This window comes from Kribbella sancticallisti (genome assembly GCF_039530625.1).
Lineage (GTDB): Bacteria > Actinomycetota > Actinomycetes > Propionibacteriales > Kribbellaceae > Kribbella > Kribbella sancticallisti.
This window is the reverse complement of the sequence record NZ_BAAAOS010000045.1, coordinates 71,251-87,623: the sequence shown is the minus strand read 5'-3', so window position 1 is coordinate 87,623 and position 16,373 is coordinate 71,251. Positions and strand designations below refer to the sequence as shown.

Sequence of the window (16,373 nt, the reverse complement as noted above, 5' to 3'; positions counted from 1 at the left end):
GTGGTGACGGCGGCGTAACGACGCTCACGTTCCCGGGCGCGTCGATGTGTTCTCGGACGGTAAGCGAGATCTACGGGCCGGAAGACGCATCTGCGGCGATAGGATGCTACTCGTGCCGAATCTGCGGATCAGCGAAGCGGCCGGGTTGCTCGGAGTCAGCGATGACACGGTGCGGCGCTGGGTCGAGCAAGGGCGTCTGCCTGCCGTCCAGGAAGGTGGCCGGATGGCCGTCGAGGGCGCTGAGTTGGCTGCGTTCGCCCAACGGCTGGCCGAGTCGCCCGAGCCCGGCACCACCGCGGCCGCCTCGGCGCGGAACCGGATGCGCGGCATCGTCACCCGGGTGCTCAAGGACGGCGTGATGGCCCAGGTCGAGATGCAGGCCGGCCCGTTCCGGGTGGTGTCGCTGATGAGCCGGGAGGCGGCCGACGAACTCGGCCTGGAGCCCGGCGTCGTCGCGGTCGCCTCGATCAAGTCCACCCATGTCGTCGTCGAGATCCCGGAGGGCTGATGTTCCGCCGTACGATCGCCGCCGCGCTGGCTGCCGTCGCCGGTCTCGCCCTGGCGGGCTGCGGCGACAACAGCCCCGCCGCCTCGACCTCGCCGGGCAGCGGGGACCTGTCGGGCACTGTCACCGTGTTCGCGGCGGCCTCGCTGACCGGGACGTTCAGCCGACTCGGCAAGGACTTCGAGGCGGCGCATCCGGGCGTCAAGGTGGTCTTCAACTTCGCCGGCAGTTCCGCACTCGCGCAGCAGATCAACCAGGGTGCACCGGCCGACGTGTTCGCCCCGGCGGCGCAGAAGAACCTGGAACAGGTGGCGGACCGCGGCACGGCGGCGACGTTCGTACGGAACAGGCTCGAGATCGCCGTCCCGAAGGGCAATCCGGGCAAGGTCACCGGCCTGAAGGACTTCGCTGATCAGGACCGCAAGATCGCCTTGTGCGCCGAGCAGGTTCCGTGCGGCGCGGCGGCGAGGAAGGTGTTCGAGGCCGCGAAGATCACCCCGTCACCCGACACCCTGGAACAGGACGTGAAGGCCGCACTCACCAAGGTCGGGTTGGGCGAGGTCGACGCCGCGCTCGTCTACAAGACGGACGTGCTGGCAGCCAAGGACAAGGTCGAGGGGATCGAGTTCCCCGAGGCAGCGCAGGCGGTCAACGACTACCCGATCGCCGCGCTGACCAAGGCGAAGAATCCGGGCGGAGCACAGGCGTTCGTCGAGTTCGTCTTGTCACCACAGGCCAAACCCACCCTCACCGCCGCCGGCTTCGAGGTCCCGTGAGTTCGCGGCGGATCGGCGGGCGGCTTCCACTGGTCCTGCTGCTGCCCGCTCTGCTCGGGCTTGCCTTTCTGTTGGTTCCTCTGATCGGTCTGCTCGCCGAGGCCCCCTGGTCGACGCTCCCCTCGCGGCTGTTCAGCGCGGACGTCGGGCAGGCGCTCCGACTGTCCTTGCTCTGCGCCAGCGCCGCCACGGTCATCTGCCTCGTCCTCGGAATCCCCCTCGCCTGGCTGCTGGCCCGGGCCGAACTCCCCGGCCGGGGACTGATCCGAGCGCTCGTGACGGTCCCGCTCGTCCTGCCCCCGGTAGTCGGCGGAGTCGCGCTACTGCTCGTGCTCGGCCGGCAGGGCCTGATCGGAAAGCACCTCGATCTCTGGTTCGGCTTCTCCCTGCCGTTCACGACGGCCGGAGTCGTCGTCGCGGAGGCGTTCGTGGCGATGCCGTTCCTCGTGATCTCGGTGGAAGGCGCGCTGCGCGCGGCCGACCCGCGGTACGAGGAAGCCGCCGCGACCCTCGGCGCCGGGCGGTGGCTGACCTTCCGCCGGATCACCCTGCCGTCGATCGCGCCGGGGATCGTGGCGGGCGCAGTACTGTGCTGGGCGCGGGCGCTCGGGGAGTTCGGCGCCACGATCACGTTCGCGGGGAACCTGCCGGGGCGGACGACGACGATGCCACTGGCTGTCTATCTGGCGCTGGAGACGGATCCGGAGGTGGCAGTGGTACTGAGTGTCGTCCTGCTGGCCGTGTCGGTCGTGGTGCTCGCCTGTCTGCGCGAACGCTGGATCAGTGGTCTCCGATGACCCTGTATGCCGAACTGAAGGTGGCCCGCTGCACCTTCCAACTCGACCTGAACCTGACCGTCGAACCAGGCGAGGTCGTCGCTCTGCTCGGCCCGAACGGCGCCGGCAAAACCACCGCGCTCCGGGCGATCGCCGGCCTGCTCCCGATCACCGGCGGCCGGATCCACCTGGACGACCAGATCTGGGACGAGCCGCCACGGGTCTTCCGCTCGGCCGATCGCCGGCCGATCGGGGTCGTGTTCCAGGACTACCTGCTGTTCCACCACCTGAGCGCGCTGGAGAACGTTGCCTTCGGTCTCCGGGCTCGCGGGACCGGCAAACGAGCCGCCCGAGCCGAGGCCTCCAAGTGGCTCGAGACGGTCGGCCTCGGCGATCAGGCCCGCAGTCGACCCCGGGCACTCTCCGGCGGACAGGCCCAACGGGTCGCGCTCGTCCGCGCACTGGCGACTTCACCAGATCTGCTCCTGCTGGACGAACCACTGGCCGCGCTCGACGCCAGTACGACCGTCCATGTGCGGGCAGAACTCGGCCAGCACCTCTCCCGGTACGGCGGCCGAACGCTGCTCGTCACCCACGATCCCCTCGACGCGATGGTGCTCGCCGACCGCCTGGTCATCGTCGAGAACGGCCGGGTGGTCCAGGAAGGCGCCCCGACCGAGATCGCCCGTCGCCCGCGCACCGACTACGTCGCCCAGTTGGTGGGCCTCAACCTCTACCGCGGCGTGGCCGACGGCACGACGGTCAGGCTCGACACCGGCGGCTCACTCACCATCGCCTCTCCCGCAGCCGGCAATGTCTACGTGGCCTTCCCGCCATCGGCAATCAGCCTCTACCCGGACCGCCCGAGCGGTACCCCGCGCAACACCTGGCCGATGCAGGTGGCGGGCATCGAGCAGCACGCCCACACAGTCAGAGTCCGCCTGACTCCCCACAACTCGCAGGCTCCTGCCACGCTCCTCGCCGACATCACGACGGCGGCAGTGGCCGACCTCCACTTGACTCCGGGCCAACTCCTCCACGCCACCTTGAAGGCGACCGAGATCCAGACCTATCCCACCTAGGGCGATCAGACCGTGCCGACAACGGGGAAGGCTGTATACAAGCACCCCTGCTCGGACAGCAAGACTCAACACGATCAAATTCACGTCAAGTTACGGCCCGTTACGCCAATGCCACGATTTGACATGATGTAACGCCACTTTTCCCGCTCAAAGTGATCGAGGCGTAACAAAGAGTGGTTACTTACCCACTCGTAGCGTGTGAGTTCTTCACGGCCTAGTCGTGACGTCATGCACTACGCCAGCCCTCCTCCCGCTGCCCAAGATGTGCCCGGGCACCACGAGAAGGGGGGAGGAACCGCCATGGAAAGTTACGAGCTGTACTGCCTGGCCGACAGGCGCTTCTACGAGACCCCGACCAACCGCGGGGCCGAGCATCCCGACTTCAGCCAGAGCGCGCTTCCGGTCCCGGCGGGCTGGAGCCACGTCGCCGGCGAGATGTGGATGCACTACGCGCCGGACGACCTGGTACTGCCGGCCCAGGGCTGGAAGATCCACGTCTCGTCCCGGCTCGAGGACGCCGAGCGCACGCTCGCCGTGGTGTGGGACTACTGCGTTCCCCGCGGCATCGCGTTCAAGTTCCTCCGCAACGAACCCGTCATGGTGATGGTCAACTCGAAGTCCGCCCCGCGCGGCTCGAGCGGCAAGCTGGTGACGATCTACCCGACCGACGAGACCCAGTTGGAGCTTGTCCTCAAGGAACTCGACGACCTGCTGGAGGGCATCCGCGGGCCGTACATCCTGAGCGACCTCCGGTACGGCGAGGGCCCGCTGTTCGTCCGGTACGGCGCCTTCATCAGCAGGTACTGCCTCAACGACGGCGGTGAGCGCGTCCTGGCTCTCGAGGACGGCACCGGCCGGCTGGTCCCGGACCACCGCGGCCCCACCTTCTCGACACCCCCGTGGGTGACTCTTCCGCCCTTCCTCCAGGCCCATCTGGAAGCCCGGAACTCGGTCACCACCAACGACCTGGCGTACACGATCGAAGGCGTCATCCAGTTCTCCAACGGCGGCGGCGTCTACCTCGGCCACCACAACGAGACCGGCGCCAAGGTCGTGCTCAAGGAAGGCCGCCCGATGGCGGGCCTGGACATGAGCGCCCGGGACGCGGTCGCCCGGGTGGGCCACGAGCGGGACATCCTGCAGCGGCTCGACGGGCTCGACGTGGTGCCGAAGATGCACGACTACTTCGAGCTCGGCGAGCACCACTTCCTGGTCCAGGAGTTCATCGACTCCAACCCGCTGCAGCGCGAGCTGGTCCGGCGGTACCCGCTGACCCATCCCGAAGCGACCGAGGCCGACCTGGCCGAGTACGCCGAGTGGGCCGCGCGGATGGTGGTCGACGTACAGAACGCGGTCGAGCAGTTGCACGGCCGCGGTGTCGTCTTCTGCGACCTGCACCCGGACAACGTCCTCCTCAGCAGTGCGATCTCTGACCCCCACGCCACCGCGCCGGTCAGGCGAGACCGCATGGTCCTGATCGACTTCGAGGTTGCCACCCTCGTCGAGGACCGGGCCCGCTCCGCGCTCGCCCACCCCGGCTATGCGGCTCCCGGCGACCGGCAGGGCCCGGACGTCGACCTCTACGCGCTGGCCTGCATCACGCTGGGCATGTTCGCACCGCAGACGACGATGTTGCTGAATCTCCATCCAGGCAAGGCCTTCCAACTGGCCGACATGATCGCCGAGACCTTCCCGGTGCCGAGGCAGACCCTCGACGCCGCGGTCCGCACGATCGTCGGGCCCGGCGTCACCAGCGACCCGGAGATGGAGTCGCTGGCTCTGCCGGGTCGGGCCGGCTGGACCGAGGTCCGGGCCGCGCTGACCAAGGCGATCGTGGCGAGCGCGACCCCGGAGCGCGACGACCGGCTGTTCCCGGGCGACATCGCGCAGTTCCAGCCCGGCGGCGGCACGAACATCGCCAGCGGCGCGGCAGGAGTCCTGTACGCCCTGGCGAAAACCGGCGCCGGCCGCTTCCCGGAGTACGACGAGTGGCTCCGCAAGCACGCCCTGACCGCCGAGATCGGCCCCGGCCTGTATGACGGGCTGCACGGCGTCGCGTACGTCCTCGACGAGCTCGGGTACCACCAGGACGCACTGGACCTGGTCGAGCGCACCCTGGCCGACGAGTTCCAGCACCGCGAGCTGGGGTTGCACTCGGGCCTGGCCGGGATCGGGCTCAACCTGCTGCACTTCACCAACGAGCCGACCCTGCGGGCGCAGGCGATCCGGATGATCGACCTGGTGGCGGACCGCCTCGGCGACGTCACCGACGTACCGGAGACCAGCGGCGAGGGGAAGCCCCGGGCAGGCCTGATGCACGGGTCGTCCGGACCGGCACTGCTCTTCATCGACGCGTACGAGCTCACCGGCGACACCGGTCTGCTCGACCTCGCCGAGATCGCCCTGCGGCAGGATCTGCGCCGCTGCACCAGGACTCCCGACGGCATGCTGCAGGTGAACCAGGGCTGGCGCACGCTGCCTTATCTGGAAGAGGGTTCGGCCGGTATAGCCCTCGTCCTGGCCCGCTATCTGCAGTACCGCCCCAACGAAGAGCTGGCCGCGGATCTCGAGGCGCTGCGCCGGGTCACCCGCTGCTCCTACTACGTCCAGCCAGGACTGTTCATGGGCCGCGCCGGTCTCCTCCTCGCCGCTCCAGCGCTGGGTGAGCAGACCGACGACCTGGTCCGCGGTCTCGGCTGGCACGCGATGCCGTTCGAAGGCGGTCTCGCGTTCCCGGGCAACCAGTTGCTCCGTCTCTCGATGGACCTGGCGACCGGATCGGCCGGCGTCCTGCTGGCCCTGGGTGCCGCGCTGCACGAGCAGCGAGTCACCCTCCCGTTCCTCGGACCTCCCCAGTGGTCCGAGTCTCCATCCCGACTACTCGCACCTAAGGAGGTGTAAACACATGGCACTTCTCGACCTTCAGGGTCTGGAGACCCCCGGTTACGGTGGCGGCCACCACCACGGTGGTTCCACGCTGACCGTCCTCGGCTGCGGCTCCCACCGCCCGAGCAACCTGAGCCTGTTGCTCTGCCACTGATCGGACGAATGCCCCGAATCTGAGGTCTACTGAGTGAGACCCCGGATCCGAGGCACTCAGGTTCCGAGGGCCCTGGGTGGGCAGCATTCCCACCCGGGGCCGAACCTGTTTCCCGGAGCAGGCCGTTCCACCGACGGGAGGAGGCACCCGTGCACCACCTCGACGCGAGCTATCCCCACGCCGAGCGTCTGCCGCTCGTCGACCAGTTGCACGGCCACGCCGTTCCCGATCCGTACCGCTGGCTCGAAGACCCCACCACGCCCGAAACCCAGCAATGGCAGGCCATCCAGGACCAGCTCTGGCTGAATCACGCCGCCGGTCTCCCCGGTCGCCACAAGCTGAGGACTCGCGTCAAAGCCCTGTCCAGCGTGGGCAGCGTCTCGGCGCCGCAGTGGCGCGGTGACCGCTGCTTCGTGGTCCGCCGCTCCGCCGACCAGGAACACCCGGTCCTGTACGTCGACGACGCGGTGCTCCTCGACCCGATGCGGCTGGACTCGACCGGACTCACCTCGCTCGACAGCTGGCAGCCCTCCCCCGACGGGAATCTGCTGGCCTTCCAGATCTCTCGCGGTGGCGACGAGCAGTCCGTCCTGCACGTGCTCGACGTGTCCACCGGCCAGCTGGTGGACGGCCCGATCGACGGCTGCCGCTACTCCCCCGTCGCCTGGCTCCCGGACGGAAAGTCCTTCCACTACGTGCGATTCCGCCAGGTCTGGCGCCACCACCTCGGCGCGGCCGAGGATGACCTGCTGTTCGCCGACGAAGCGTCGTACGGGTTGGACCTCAGTGCGGACGGTCGCTGGCTGACCATCTCGGCGACCCGCGGCGCCTCGAACGATCTCTGGCTCGCCGACCTGACGTCGGACGCCCCGCCGGCCGTCGTCCAGCAGGACGTCGACGCGATCACCGTGATGTCGGTCGGCCCCGACGGACGCCTGTACGTCGTGACCACGCGCGACGCGGCCACCGGCCGGATCTGCGTCGGCGATCCCGCGAATCCGCTGGTCTGGCACGACTATGTGGCCGCGGATCCCGAGGCGCCTCTCAGCAGTCTGGCGATCCTCGACAAGGTGGTGCTGGTCGGCCGGACCAGGCACGCGGTCGGCGAGATCGCGATCCACGATCTGGTCACCGGCCGGCTGCTCGGCGAGGTTCCGCTGCCCGGCGCCGGCTCGGTCGGCTCCCTGTCCACCCGCCGCGAGGGCGGTCACGAGGCCTGGTTCTCCTACACCGACAGCATCACCCCCTCCGCCGTCTACTGCTACGACACCACCTCAGCCAGTACTGCGCTCTGGTCGCGGCCGCCCGGCGCCGTCGAAGTACCGGAAGCCGAGTCGCGCCGAGTGGACTTCACGTCGGCCGACGGGACCGAGCTGCAGATGCTGGTGGTCGGCGAGCCGGGCGAGCACGATCCACGGCCCACGATCCTCTACGGCTACGGGGGTTTCGGCCAGTCGATCACCCCGACATACTCGGCGTTCACCCTGGCCTGGGTCGAAGCCGGCGGGGTCTTCGTCACCGCGAACCTGCGCGGCGGCGGCGAACGCGGCAACGACTGGCACAAGGCCGGCATGCTCGACCGGAAGCAGAACGTGTTCGACGACTTCCTCGCCGCGGCCGAGGCGCTGATCGCCCAAGGCTGGACCACGAGCGAGCAGTTGGCGCTGTGCGGCGAGTCGAACGGCGGCCTGCTCGTCGGGGCCGCGCTGACGCAGCGACCGGACCTGTTCGCGGCGGCCGCCTTGTCGGCTCCGCTCCTGGACATGGTCCGCTACGAGCAGTTCGGGCTCGGCAAGAGCTGGGTGCCGGAGTTCGGCTCGGCGTCGGACCCGGCGCAACTGGAGAATTTGCTCGCCTACTCGCCGTACCACCGGGTCCGGCCGGGCGTGGAGTATCCCGCCGTACTGTTCACCGTCTTCGGCGGCGACACCCGCGTGGATCCCTTGCACGCAAGGAAGATGTGCGCGGCACTGCAGCACGCGACAGACGGCCGGCGCCCGGTCGTGCTCCGCCTCGAGCACGATTCGGGCCACCTGGCCGGTGGTGCCAGCAAGGGTGTCGGGCTAGCGGCCGACATGCTTGCCTTCCTGGGACATCACACCGGGCTGTTCCCATGACCACCACCTTCGGTTCGGTCGCCAGGCACGGCGGTGGCTGGCTGCCGGTGATCGGCCTGACGGCGCTGATCAACAGCGCGACGATGCTCGCGCTTCCCACCGTGCTGGGGCGGTCCGTCGACGCGATCGTGGCGGGCGACGGCTACGGGCGATGGCTGGTGATCGCCTCCGCGCTGATCGGGGCCGGCATCGTCTGCAGCCTGATCGACGTCTTCGCCGGGACAGCCTGCGTCGCCGGTACGACGGCCTGGCTGCGGCACCGACTGGTCCGCCAGGTGGTCCGCGGCGGACCGGAGGGCAGCCGCGAGTTCGACCCAGGCGACCTGGTCAGCCGGGTCTCCGGCAACGCCACCGACGCGGCCCAGGCGGGACCGGCTGCCGTCACCGTCGTGGCCGCCATGGCACCGCCGATCGGCAGCCTCGTCCTGCTGGCGGTCATCGATCCGTGGCTCGCCGCCGCGTTCTTCGGCGGTGTCGTGCTCGTCATCGCCGTGCTCTTCGTCTTCGCCCGCCGGACCGCGGAGATCAGCCTCGCCTACCAGGAGACCCAGGGCCGGATCTCCGGGCTGCTGACCGAGGCGCTTGCCGGGATCCGGACGATCACCGCTGCCGGGACCACGGCCCGCGAGGAGCGCAGGATCCTCGGACTCCTGCCCGAGTTGCACCAGCACGGACTGCTGACCTGGAAGATCCTGGCCCGCTCCGGTGCGCAGGCCGCCGTCGTCGGGCCCTTGGTCCTGGTGGCGGTTCTGGCCGTCGGCGGGCTCCAACTCGTGGACGGCCGGATCACCGCCGGCGAACTCTTCGCGGCCGCCCAGTACGCCGTCATCGGCGCGGGCCTCGGCAGCCTGACCGGAGTGATCGGAGAGGTCGCCCGGGCCCGGGCGGGGATCCAGCGCGCCGCCGAGGTGTTCGCGATCGAGACCGTCCCGCACGGCACTCTCGCGTTGCCGGCGGGACCTGGCCGGCTGACCTTCGACGGCGTCACCGTCGCCACGGCGGACGCGGTACTGCTGGAGAACATCGAACTGGATCTGCCGGGTGGCGCGACCGTCGCCGTGGTCGGGCCCAGCGGTGCGGGGAAGTCGGTGCTCGCGTCGCTGGCTGCTCGGCTTCGGGATCCCTCGGCCGGCCAGGTGCTGCTGGACGGGATTCCGCTGCCGGCCGTCAACCGGCACGCCCTGCGGGCTGCCGTCGGCTGCGCGTTCGAGCGACCGACCCTGGTGGGCACGACGATCGGCGACGCGATCTCGCACGACGCGGTCGGGCCGGTGCGCACCCTCGCCGCGGCCCGCGCCACCCACGCCCACGACTTCGTCAGCCGGCTGCCGGAGGGCTACTTCACTCCGTTGCCTAAGACACCCATGTCGGGCGGCGAGCGGCAGCGGCTGGGCCTGGCCCGGGCCTGGCCGGCGAATCGCCTGCTGGTGCTGGACGACGCGACCTCCAGTCTCGACACCGCGACCGAGATGCAGATCAGCAACACCCTGACGCAGGACCGGCACCACCGGACCAGGCTGATCGTCACGCACCGCGCCGCCACCGCCGCCCGGGCCGACCTCGTCGTCTGGCTGGACCGCGGCCGGGTCCGCGCGGTCGGGCCGCACCAGGAGTTGTGGCAGGACGCCTCCTACCGGGAGGTGTTCGGGTGAAACGCGAACTGCTCTTCGGAGCCAGGGCACTGCGGCAGCGGTCGACGCTGAAGCTGGCCCTGTGGTCTGTGCCCGAGATCCTGCCGACCGCGATCTACGGCGTCGCTGTTGCCCACGCGACCGACAACTTCCTGGCCGGCCGAGCGTGGGAGGGCATCGCCTGGCTCGGCGGACTGGTCGCTACCGCGTGCCTGGGTGCCGCCGGCGCCTTCCAGGTCTACGGCCGCCTCGGCGACCTGGTGGAGCCCTTGCGCGACGACCTGGTCCGGCGAGTGGTGGGCGGCGCGCTGCGAACCGGTGACGAGGCCGCCGTCGCGCGGGTGAACCGCCAGGTCGAGATCGTCCGGGACACCTTCGCGGGACTGACGCTGGTGATCCGGAGCTTCGCGGTCACCCTGGTCGGAGTACTGGTCGGGTTGCTGTCGTTGGCGCCGATGGTCGCGGCGCTCGTCGTACCGCCGTTCCTGCTCGGGTTCGCGCTCTCGCTGGCCGTGCTCGGCATGGCGGCCGATCGGGTGCGGGCCTCCCTGCAAGCCGACGAGGAGCTGGCGGGCGCGGCCGGGATGGCCTTCAGTGGTGTGCGGGACATCGCGGCCACCGGAGCCGAGGAGTTCACCGAGAGGCTGGTCGGGCGGCCCATCGAGGCCCAGGCCGCTGCTGAACGCTCCCTGGCCAAGGTCGCCGCGCTGCGGATGTTGTGCTTCGCGGTGGGCGGTTGGGCGCCGCTGCTGATCCTGCTGGCGGCCGGACCGTGGTTGGTCGGGCGCGGGGTCAGCACAGGCACCCTGCTTGGCGGTCTCACCTACGTCCTGATCGGTCTGCAGCCCGCTTTGAACACGGTGATGGGCGCACTCGGTGAGAGCGGCCTGCGGTACGTCGTGACGCTCGGGCGCATCCTCGACGCCGCAGCGCCGGCGACTCCGCCACGGCCGATGCACGAGGTGAACGGCTACCAGTTGCGCCTGCGTGGTCTGACCTTCGCCTACGGGCCGAACGCCGAGCCGGTGCTGGAAGACCTCGACCTCACGGTGGCCGAAGGCGAACACCTTGCCGTGGTCGGTCCCAGTGGCATCGGCAAGTCGACGCTGGCCGGCTTGGTCTGCGGCATGCTGGCTCCGACGAGTGGCCGCCTGCTGCTCGGCGGCGTACCGCCCAGTGAGCTGTCCACCGAGCGGCTGGCCGCGACGCGGGTGCTGATCCCGCAGGAGGCCTACGTCTTCAGCGGGCCACTGATGGAGAACCTCACGTACCTGCTGCCGGATGCCTCGATCTCCGAGGTCTCCGAAGCCGTCGAGGCCGTCGGTGCGGGCAGGCTGGTCGAGCGGCTCGGGGGATTCGACGCGCTGGTCCGGCCCGGCGACCTGTCCGCTGGTGAACGGCAGTTGATCGCGCTGGCCCGCGCGTACCTGTCGCCCGCGCCGCTGGTCGTGCTCGACGAGGCGACCTGCTTCCTCGATCCGGAGGCGGAGCGACGGGCCGAGGAGGCGTTCGCGGCCCGCGGTGGGACCTTGATCGTGATCGCGCACCGGATCAGCTCCGCACTGCGGGCCCGCCGGATCCTCGTCCTCGACGGCAATCAGGCGGCCATCGGCGACCACCAGACCCTGCTGCGGAGATCAGCGCTCTACCGCGAGCTCCTCGGCCACTGGCAGCCCAGCGCCGAGCAGCTCCGCGGTGAACAACTCCGCGGTGAACAGCTTCGCGGGGAGCAGCTTCGCGGGGAGCAGCTTCGCGGCAGCCGGCGCCGGGATGACCAACTGCGGGGCGGTCGGCTACGAGGCGATCAGATCCAGCCCGCGTCCTGAGCTTTCCGGATCGCCTCGATCCGGCTACGCGCCCCTGTCTTGGCCAGGATCCGGGACAGGTAGTTCCGCACTGTGCCGGCACTCAGACTGAGCGTGCGGGCGATCTCCTGTGCGGTCGCGCCGGTGGTGACCTGGCGCAGTACTTCGCATTCGCGATCCGTCAGGGGGTTGTCGCCCGCCTTCAGCGCCGCCACCGCGAGCCGGATGTCGACCACCGGCAGGCCCTTGGCCACGTCGCGAACCGCCTCGACCAACTGGCCGGTGGACGAGTCCGTCGCGATCAGGCCGATCCGCGGCGCCTGCTTGACCAGCGCCAGGCTGGTCGCGGCGAGCGCCTCGTGGTCGACCAGCACCAGCACCCCGCGCCCGGTCAGCTTGCGGCACAGGTCCTCGATCCCGACCTTGCCCGGCAGCTGTGGATCCAGCAGCACCACATGCGGTCGCCGGCTCACCGCCGCCAGTACGTCGTCCGAGCGGTCCAGCTCGGCCACCACGTCCAGATCGTTCTCCCTTGACAGCACCGCGGCCAGTGCACCTCGCACCATCGTGCCGCGGTGGCCGAGGACTACTCGGATCACCGCTTCGCCCCCATCGCCTTCGATTCGCCCCGACCGCGAGATGACTACCGAGAGTACCTGAGCGATCGCTTTCCGCCACAGTTTCAGTCTCGGGACGGTCACGCCCGCGCATCGATCAACGAGCGAACCGCCCGGAAGGCACGCGGGAGGTCCCGGGCCTCCCCAGCGCTGATCGAACGCTGCGAAACCGGGAAGAATGCTGTGTCCACTCGACTACCGAAAGCCGGGAAACCGTTCTGTTGTTGACGTTCCGGACCCTGGGGCGCGAAAAAGTTTGTCCGGATTCCCCCAGAACTCTTGCGCTCGGCCCACCCGTCGCGCACGATGGGCCGGTCACGTCGTTACCAGCGCGTGATCATTCGGACGCTGTCTCGTGACCTGCCCGGATGCCCGTCCCCTGCACCCCGAAGGGAGTGGTACCTCACCAGACTGCGGAGCCCGGTGCGGTCGCGGAAGCGGCCGGTGATCCGAGCCTCACGCACCCAGGTGACGTCCACCTTCGCCTCGCCCCGGTCCGCACGTCCGGCCGGCGAGGTTCTCGGGGTAAGTGCGCACGCGGCTGAATCGTCCGGGCTGGAGAAATTCACCATGCCCAGCTCATGAGGAGCAGAACCCTGATGTCCAAAGCTCGACATGCCCGCCCCCGGCGAAGTACACGCCGGGTAGTCCGGACTCTTTCCATTGCCGGCCTCGGTGCCGGTATCACCGCGGCAGGCGCGGGTGCCGCGTTCGCGACCGACTACACGGTCAAGGCGGGCGACACCCTCTCCGAGATCGCCCAGGCCAACGGTGCCGACTGGCACGAACTGGCCGAGCTGAACAACCTGCAGGATCCGGACCTGATCCTGATCGGGCAGACCCTCAAGCTCGACGGTGTGAAGAAGGCCACCGTCCGGTCCGAGAAGCGCAGCAAGACCACGGCGAAGAAGACCAAGACCGTCCGCAAGACCGAGCGCAAGACCGAGCGGAAGGTCCGGACCACCCGGTCGCAGAGCCGGTCGGCGGCGACGGGCGGCAGCGCGAACATGAGCGCCGCCTGGCGCAAGGTCGCCAACTGCGAGTCGAGCGGCAACCCGCGGGCGGTGAACCCGGCGGGCTACTACGGCCTGTTCCAGTTCGACCTGCAGACCTGGCGCAGCGTCGGCGGCTCCGGCAACCCGGCCAAGGCGTCGGCGGCCGAGCAGTTGATGCGGGCGAAGAAGCTCTACTCGCAGCGCGGTGCCCAGCCCTGGCCCGTGTGCGGTAGGTACCTGCGCTGATCCCCTCCTGCGGGCCCTGCGGGGCGTACTCCGAACCTCGCCCCGCGGGCCTGCAGTCCGCACTCGGTCCGTGCTCGGCGGGCCTGCAGTCCGCACTCGGTCCGAGCTCGGTCCGGGCTCAATCCAGGCTCAGGACCAGCATCTCGTCGGCCCCTACCTGGAACTCGTACGGCACCTTGCGGATCTCCGACCTCACCGGCAGCGCCTCGAGCAGGTCGGGCAGGAACTCGACCGGATCACCCGCACCCTGGTTGACCAGCGGGAAGATCCGGACCTCCGAACTGCTGACCCGGATCAATTCGCGCAACGCGGCGAGATGCCAGTCCCGGTCGTACTTGTCGGCCCAGGTGAAGAGCAGGTGCGAGCAGAGCACCAGTTCGAATCGCCTGTCACCGAAGGGCAACTCGGGCAAGGTGCCCGGGACATAACGTTCCGGAGCCACCGCCACGTCCTGCAGGAACCGGTCGGCCGCCTCGATCCGCAGTTCGTCCTTGCGGCCGGGATCGCCGTACCAGGTCCAGACGAAGCTGTCGGCGTGCTGGTCGACGATCCGCGAACCGGCCGGCAGGCTTCGCCGTACGGTGTCGACCAACTCCGCGGCCGGCAGTTCGTACGCCGGGTCGACCGCGACGGCATCGACACCCCGGGCGGCCGCCTCCGCGGTGAAGCTCGCACCACCGGCACAACAGTCGAGGACGGAATCGGGAAGCTCGGACAGGTCGAACATCGCCTCGTACTCGGCGTACGAGCGAGATGTCACCAACACGGCACTACCTCTCAATGGGAGCTTTCTGGGCCATTCGGCGGTCGAGCAGTGTGGTCCCGGCCGCCAGAGCGAGGAACAGTAGCGCGACCAGCAGACAGTTCAACAGGACCTGGCCGTAGCCGTGGTCCGCGACGTCCACGAAGGGGTAGGGATAGAAGCCGGTTCCCTCGCCCCGGACCAGCGTGAACGCCAACCACAGCAGGGGAAACACGATCGACCAGCCGACGATCTGCCAGTCGGTCTGCCGGCGTGGCCCGAAGATCAGCCAGCCCAGCACGCCGAGCAGCGGAGTGAGCGTGTGCAGGATGAGGTTGGTGACCACTGCCCAGCCGGACAGTTCGTCCGTCCCGGACAACACCAGGTGATAGACGATCCCGGTCACCGCGATACAGAGCACCCCGTTGAGCCGGAGCGTCCTGAACACGCTCGACTGCCATCGGTCGGGCTGCAACGCCAGCAGCAGACATGTCCCGCCCAGCAGGAGGTTGGACTGGATGGTGAAGAAGGCGAAGACGTTGAGGACCCGCTCCGGAGTCTCCTGGAAGAACCCTTCCCTGCCGTTCGCGGTCACGAAGCACTGCACCACGATGCCGATCGCCACCACCGCCGCGGTGACCCCGAACCACGCCCGCCCCGCCACCGATTTCGTCATGGCCGAAATCTACGGTGGCAGGGCGGTTGCGAGTGGGAGGTCAGGACTGTTTCCTCCCCCGCCCCACCGCCCCGGTCAGGCGGCCTGCTTCGCCCGGGTCTCCGGCTCGGCATCCTCGTCCACGTCGCCGTTGTAGCTGAACGAGACGAAGCCGTCGATCACGAGCACGATGGTCCAGGTCCAGGCCGGGCCGAGCAGTGCGTCGTACCCCTCGCCGGAGAGCAGCCCGAGGCCGGCCATCACGCCAACACCGACGGCGTACGCGAGCACGTGCCGGTACCAGCCGTGGCGTTCCTTGCGGGCCTTCGCCCGGGTGCCCTTGCGCGGCTTGACCGGACGCGGACCACCGGCGAACCGGTACGCCGCCCAGCCGTCCGCCCACGTCAGCGTCGCGTGACCGAAGCCCACGCTGACCCCGATGAAGATCGCGGCGAGCGAGTGCTTGAACGACGGCTCGCCGCCCTGCCGGATGTCGATCACGCTGGCAACCAGCATCACCACGTCCACCAGCGGCACCGCCAGCAAGAGGGCCATCCCGGCCCTGGGCAGCCGGAAGAGATAGCGGGTCAGCATCCCGGCGGCGAGCAGCACCCAGAAGCCGATCTCACACGCGGCGATCACAGCGAGCAGCACGACAGCCCCCTTCCCCTTTTTGATACGATCGTGTTGACAAGAACGACAGTAACACAGCTGTGCTAAAAAGGGCAGATGCCGAAGATCGTCGACCACGACGCCCGCCGCGAGGAGATCGCCCGGGCCCTGTGGCGGGTGGTCCGCCGGGACGGGATGCGCGCCGCCTCCGTCCGCACCATCGCCGCCGAGGCGGGCTGGTCCGCCGGCGCCGTCCGCTACTACTTCCCGGACCAGGCCGGGCTGATCAGTTTCGCGATGGATCTGGTCGCGCGCCGGGTGGAGACGAGGATCAGCGCGATCCGGAACGAGGGCAGCATCACCGACATCGTGCTGCGCTACCTGGAAGAGGTGATCCCGCTCGACGAGGAGCGCAGGGCGGAGTTCGACGTCTGGCTGTCCTTCGTCGCCCAGGCGCAGGCCGAGTCCGGCGCCGACGGCCTGCGCGAACTCCTCGGCCCGGTCCAGAAGGGCTTGCGCGACCTCTGCCACTCCCTCGTCACCGGCCTGTCCGAGTCGGGTGCGCTGCGCGAGGACCTCTCGATCGACCTCGAGACAGAACGGCTGCACGCGCTGATCGACGGTCTCGCGATGCACGTCTCGATCCAGCCGGACCGCACCACCGCGACCCGCGTCCGCGAGATCCTCGGCGCGCACCTGAAATCCCTACAGCCGTGAACTGTCTGATCACCGCCAAGAATGGACAAAGCCTGACGGAAAGCCTGTCCTGCGTGG

General features: G+C 69.4%; 15 protein-coding genes. 11 read left to right on the top strand and 4 right to left on the bottom strand.

Features of this window, described 5'->3' with window-relative positions:
* Positions 1-103: 103 nt before the first annotated feature.
* The 9 genes from ABD255_RS28590 to ABD255_RS28550 all read left to right on the top strand — a co-directional run bounded on the left by ABD255_RS28590 (position 104) and on the right by ABD255_RS28550 (position 11,753).
* Positions 104-508 carry a TOBE domain-containing protein gene (locus ABD255_RS28590; protein ID WP_425554549.1) on the top strand — a complete coding sequence of 135 codons (405 nt, stop codon included), beginning with the start codon at positions 104-106 and terminating at the stop codon, positions 506-508.
* The gene (gene modA, locus ABD255_RS28585; protein ID WP_344219398.1) at positions 508-1,281 is read left to right on the top strand and encodes a molybdate ABC transporter substrate-binding protein; all 774 of its coding nucleotides are present in this window, start codon (positions 508-510) and stop codon (positions 1,279-1,281) included. The genes ABD255_RS28590 and modA overlap by 1 nt, the downstream gene beginning before the upstream one ends.
* Positions 1,278-2,078, top strand: coding sequence for a molybdate ABC transporter permease subunit (gene modB, locus ABD255_RS28580; protein ID WP_344219396.1), 801 nt, complete (start codon positions 1,278-1,280; stop codon positions 2,076-2,078). Before modA ends, modB begins: the two co-directional genes overlap by 4 nt.
* Positions 2,075-3,139, top strand: a complete 1,065-nt coding sequence (locus ABD255_RS28575; protein ID WP_344219394.1) for an ABC transporter ATP-binding protein — start codon at positions 2,075-2,077, stop codon at positions 3,137-3,139. Before modB ends, ABD255_RS28575 begins: the two co-directional genes overlap by 4 nt.
* Positions 3,140-3,439: 300 nt before the next feature.
* On the top strand, positions 3,440-6,040 hold the full coding sequence (gene lanKC, locus ABD255_RS28570) for a class III lanthionine synthetase LanKC (protein ID WP_344219392.1): 2,601 nt from the start codon (positions 3,440-3,442) through the stop codon (positions 6,038-6,040).
* 4 nt (positions 6,041-6,044) lie between these two features.
* Positions 6,045-6,179, top strand: coding sequence for a SapB/AmfS family lanthipeptide (locus ABD255_RS28565; protein ID WP_133797906.1), 135 nt, complete (start codon positions 6,045-6,047; stop codon positions 6,177-6,179).
* Positions 6,180-6,328: 149 nt separating this feature from the next.
* Entirely contained in the window at positions 6,329-8,296 is a 1,968-nt protein-coding gene (locus ABD255_RS28560) for a prolyl oligopeptidase family serine peptidase (protein ID WP_344219387.1), read from the top strand.
* Positions 8,293-9,948, top strand: coding sequence for an ABC transporter ATP-binding protein (locus ABD255_RS28555; protein ID WP_344219385.1), 1,656 nt, complete (start codon positions 8,293-8,295; stop codon positions 9,946-9,948). The genes ABD255_RS28560 and ABD255_RS28555 overlap by 4 nt, the downstream gene beginning before the upstream one ends.
* The gene (locus ABD255_RS28550) at positions 9,945-11,753 is read left to right on the top strand and encodes an ABC transporter ATP-binding protein (protein ID WP_344219383.1); all 1,809 of its coding nucleotides are present in this window, start codon (positions 9,945-9,947) and stop codon (positions 11,751-11,753) included. The genes ABD255_RS28555 and ABD255_RS28550 overlap by 4 nt, the downstream gene beginning before the upstream one ends.
* Here the strand turns inward: ABD255_RS28550 and ABD255_RS28545 are convergent.
* Positions 11,732-12,331, bottom strand: a complete 600-nt coding sequence (locus ABD255_RS28545; protein ID WP_344219381.1) for a response regulator transcription factor — start codon at positions 12,329-12,331, stop codon at positions 11,732-11,734. The genes ABD255_RS28550 and ABD255_RS28545 overlap by 22 nt on opposite strands.
* A 617-nt stretch (positions 12,332-12,948) precedes the next feature.
* Between ABD255_RS28545 and ABD255_RS28540 the strand changes: the two genes are divergently transcribed.
* On the top strand, positions 12,949-13,590 hold the full coding sequence (locus tag ABD255_RS28540) for a transglycosylase family protein (RefSeq protein WP_344219379.1): 642 nt from the start codon (positions 12,949-12,951) through the stop codon (positions 13,588-13,590).
* A 118-nt stretch (positions 13,591-13,708) separates the two neighbouring features.
* On the opposite strand, the gene ABD255_RS28535 is transcribed toward ABD255_RS28540, so the two are convergent.
* The 3 genes from ABD255_RS28535 to ABD255_RS28525 all read right to left on the bottom strand — a co-directional run bounded on the left by ABD255_RS28535 (position 13,709) and on the right by ABD255_RS28525 (position 15,641).
* Positions 13,709-14,356 carry a class I SAM-dependent methyltransferase gene (locus ABD255_RS28535; RefSeq protein ID WP_344219377.1) on the bottom strand — a complete coding sequence of 216 codons (648 nt, stop codon included), beginning with the start codon at positions 14,354-14,356 and terminating at the stop codon, positions 13,709-13,711.
* Between the two features lie 4 nt (positions 14,357-14,360).
* A complete protein-coding gene (locus tag ABD255_RS28530; protein ID WP_344219375.1) occupies positions 14,361-15,008 on the bottom strand; it encodes a Pr6Pr family membrane protein in 648 nt (215 codons plus the stop codon).
* A 75-nt stretch (positions 15,009-15,083) separates the two neighbouring features.
* Positions 15,084-15,641 carry a 2TM domain-containing protein gene (locus tag ABD255_RS28525; protein WP_344219373.1) on the bottom strand — a complete coding sequence of 186 codons (558 nt, stop codon included), beginning with the start codon at positions 15,639-15,641 and terminating at the stop codon, positions 15,084-15,086.
* A gap of 75 nt (positions 15,642-15,716) precedes the next feature.
* On the opposite strand from ABD255_RS28525, the gene ABD255_RS28520 reads away from it, so the two are divergent.
* Positions 15,717-16,316 (top strand): TetR/AcrR family transcriptional regulator, encoded by a 600-nt coding sequence (locus ABD255_RS28520; RefSeq protein ID WP_344219371.1) that lies wholly within the window; start codon positions 15,717-15,719, stop codon positions 16,314-16,316.
* Positions 16,317-16,373 lie beyond the last annotated feature (57 nt).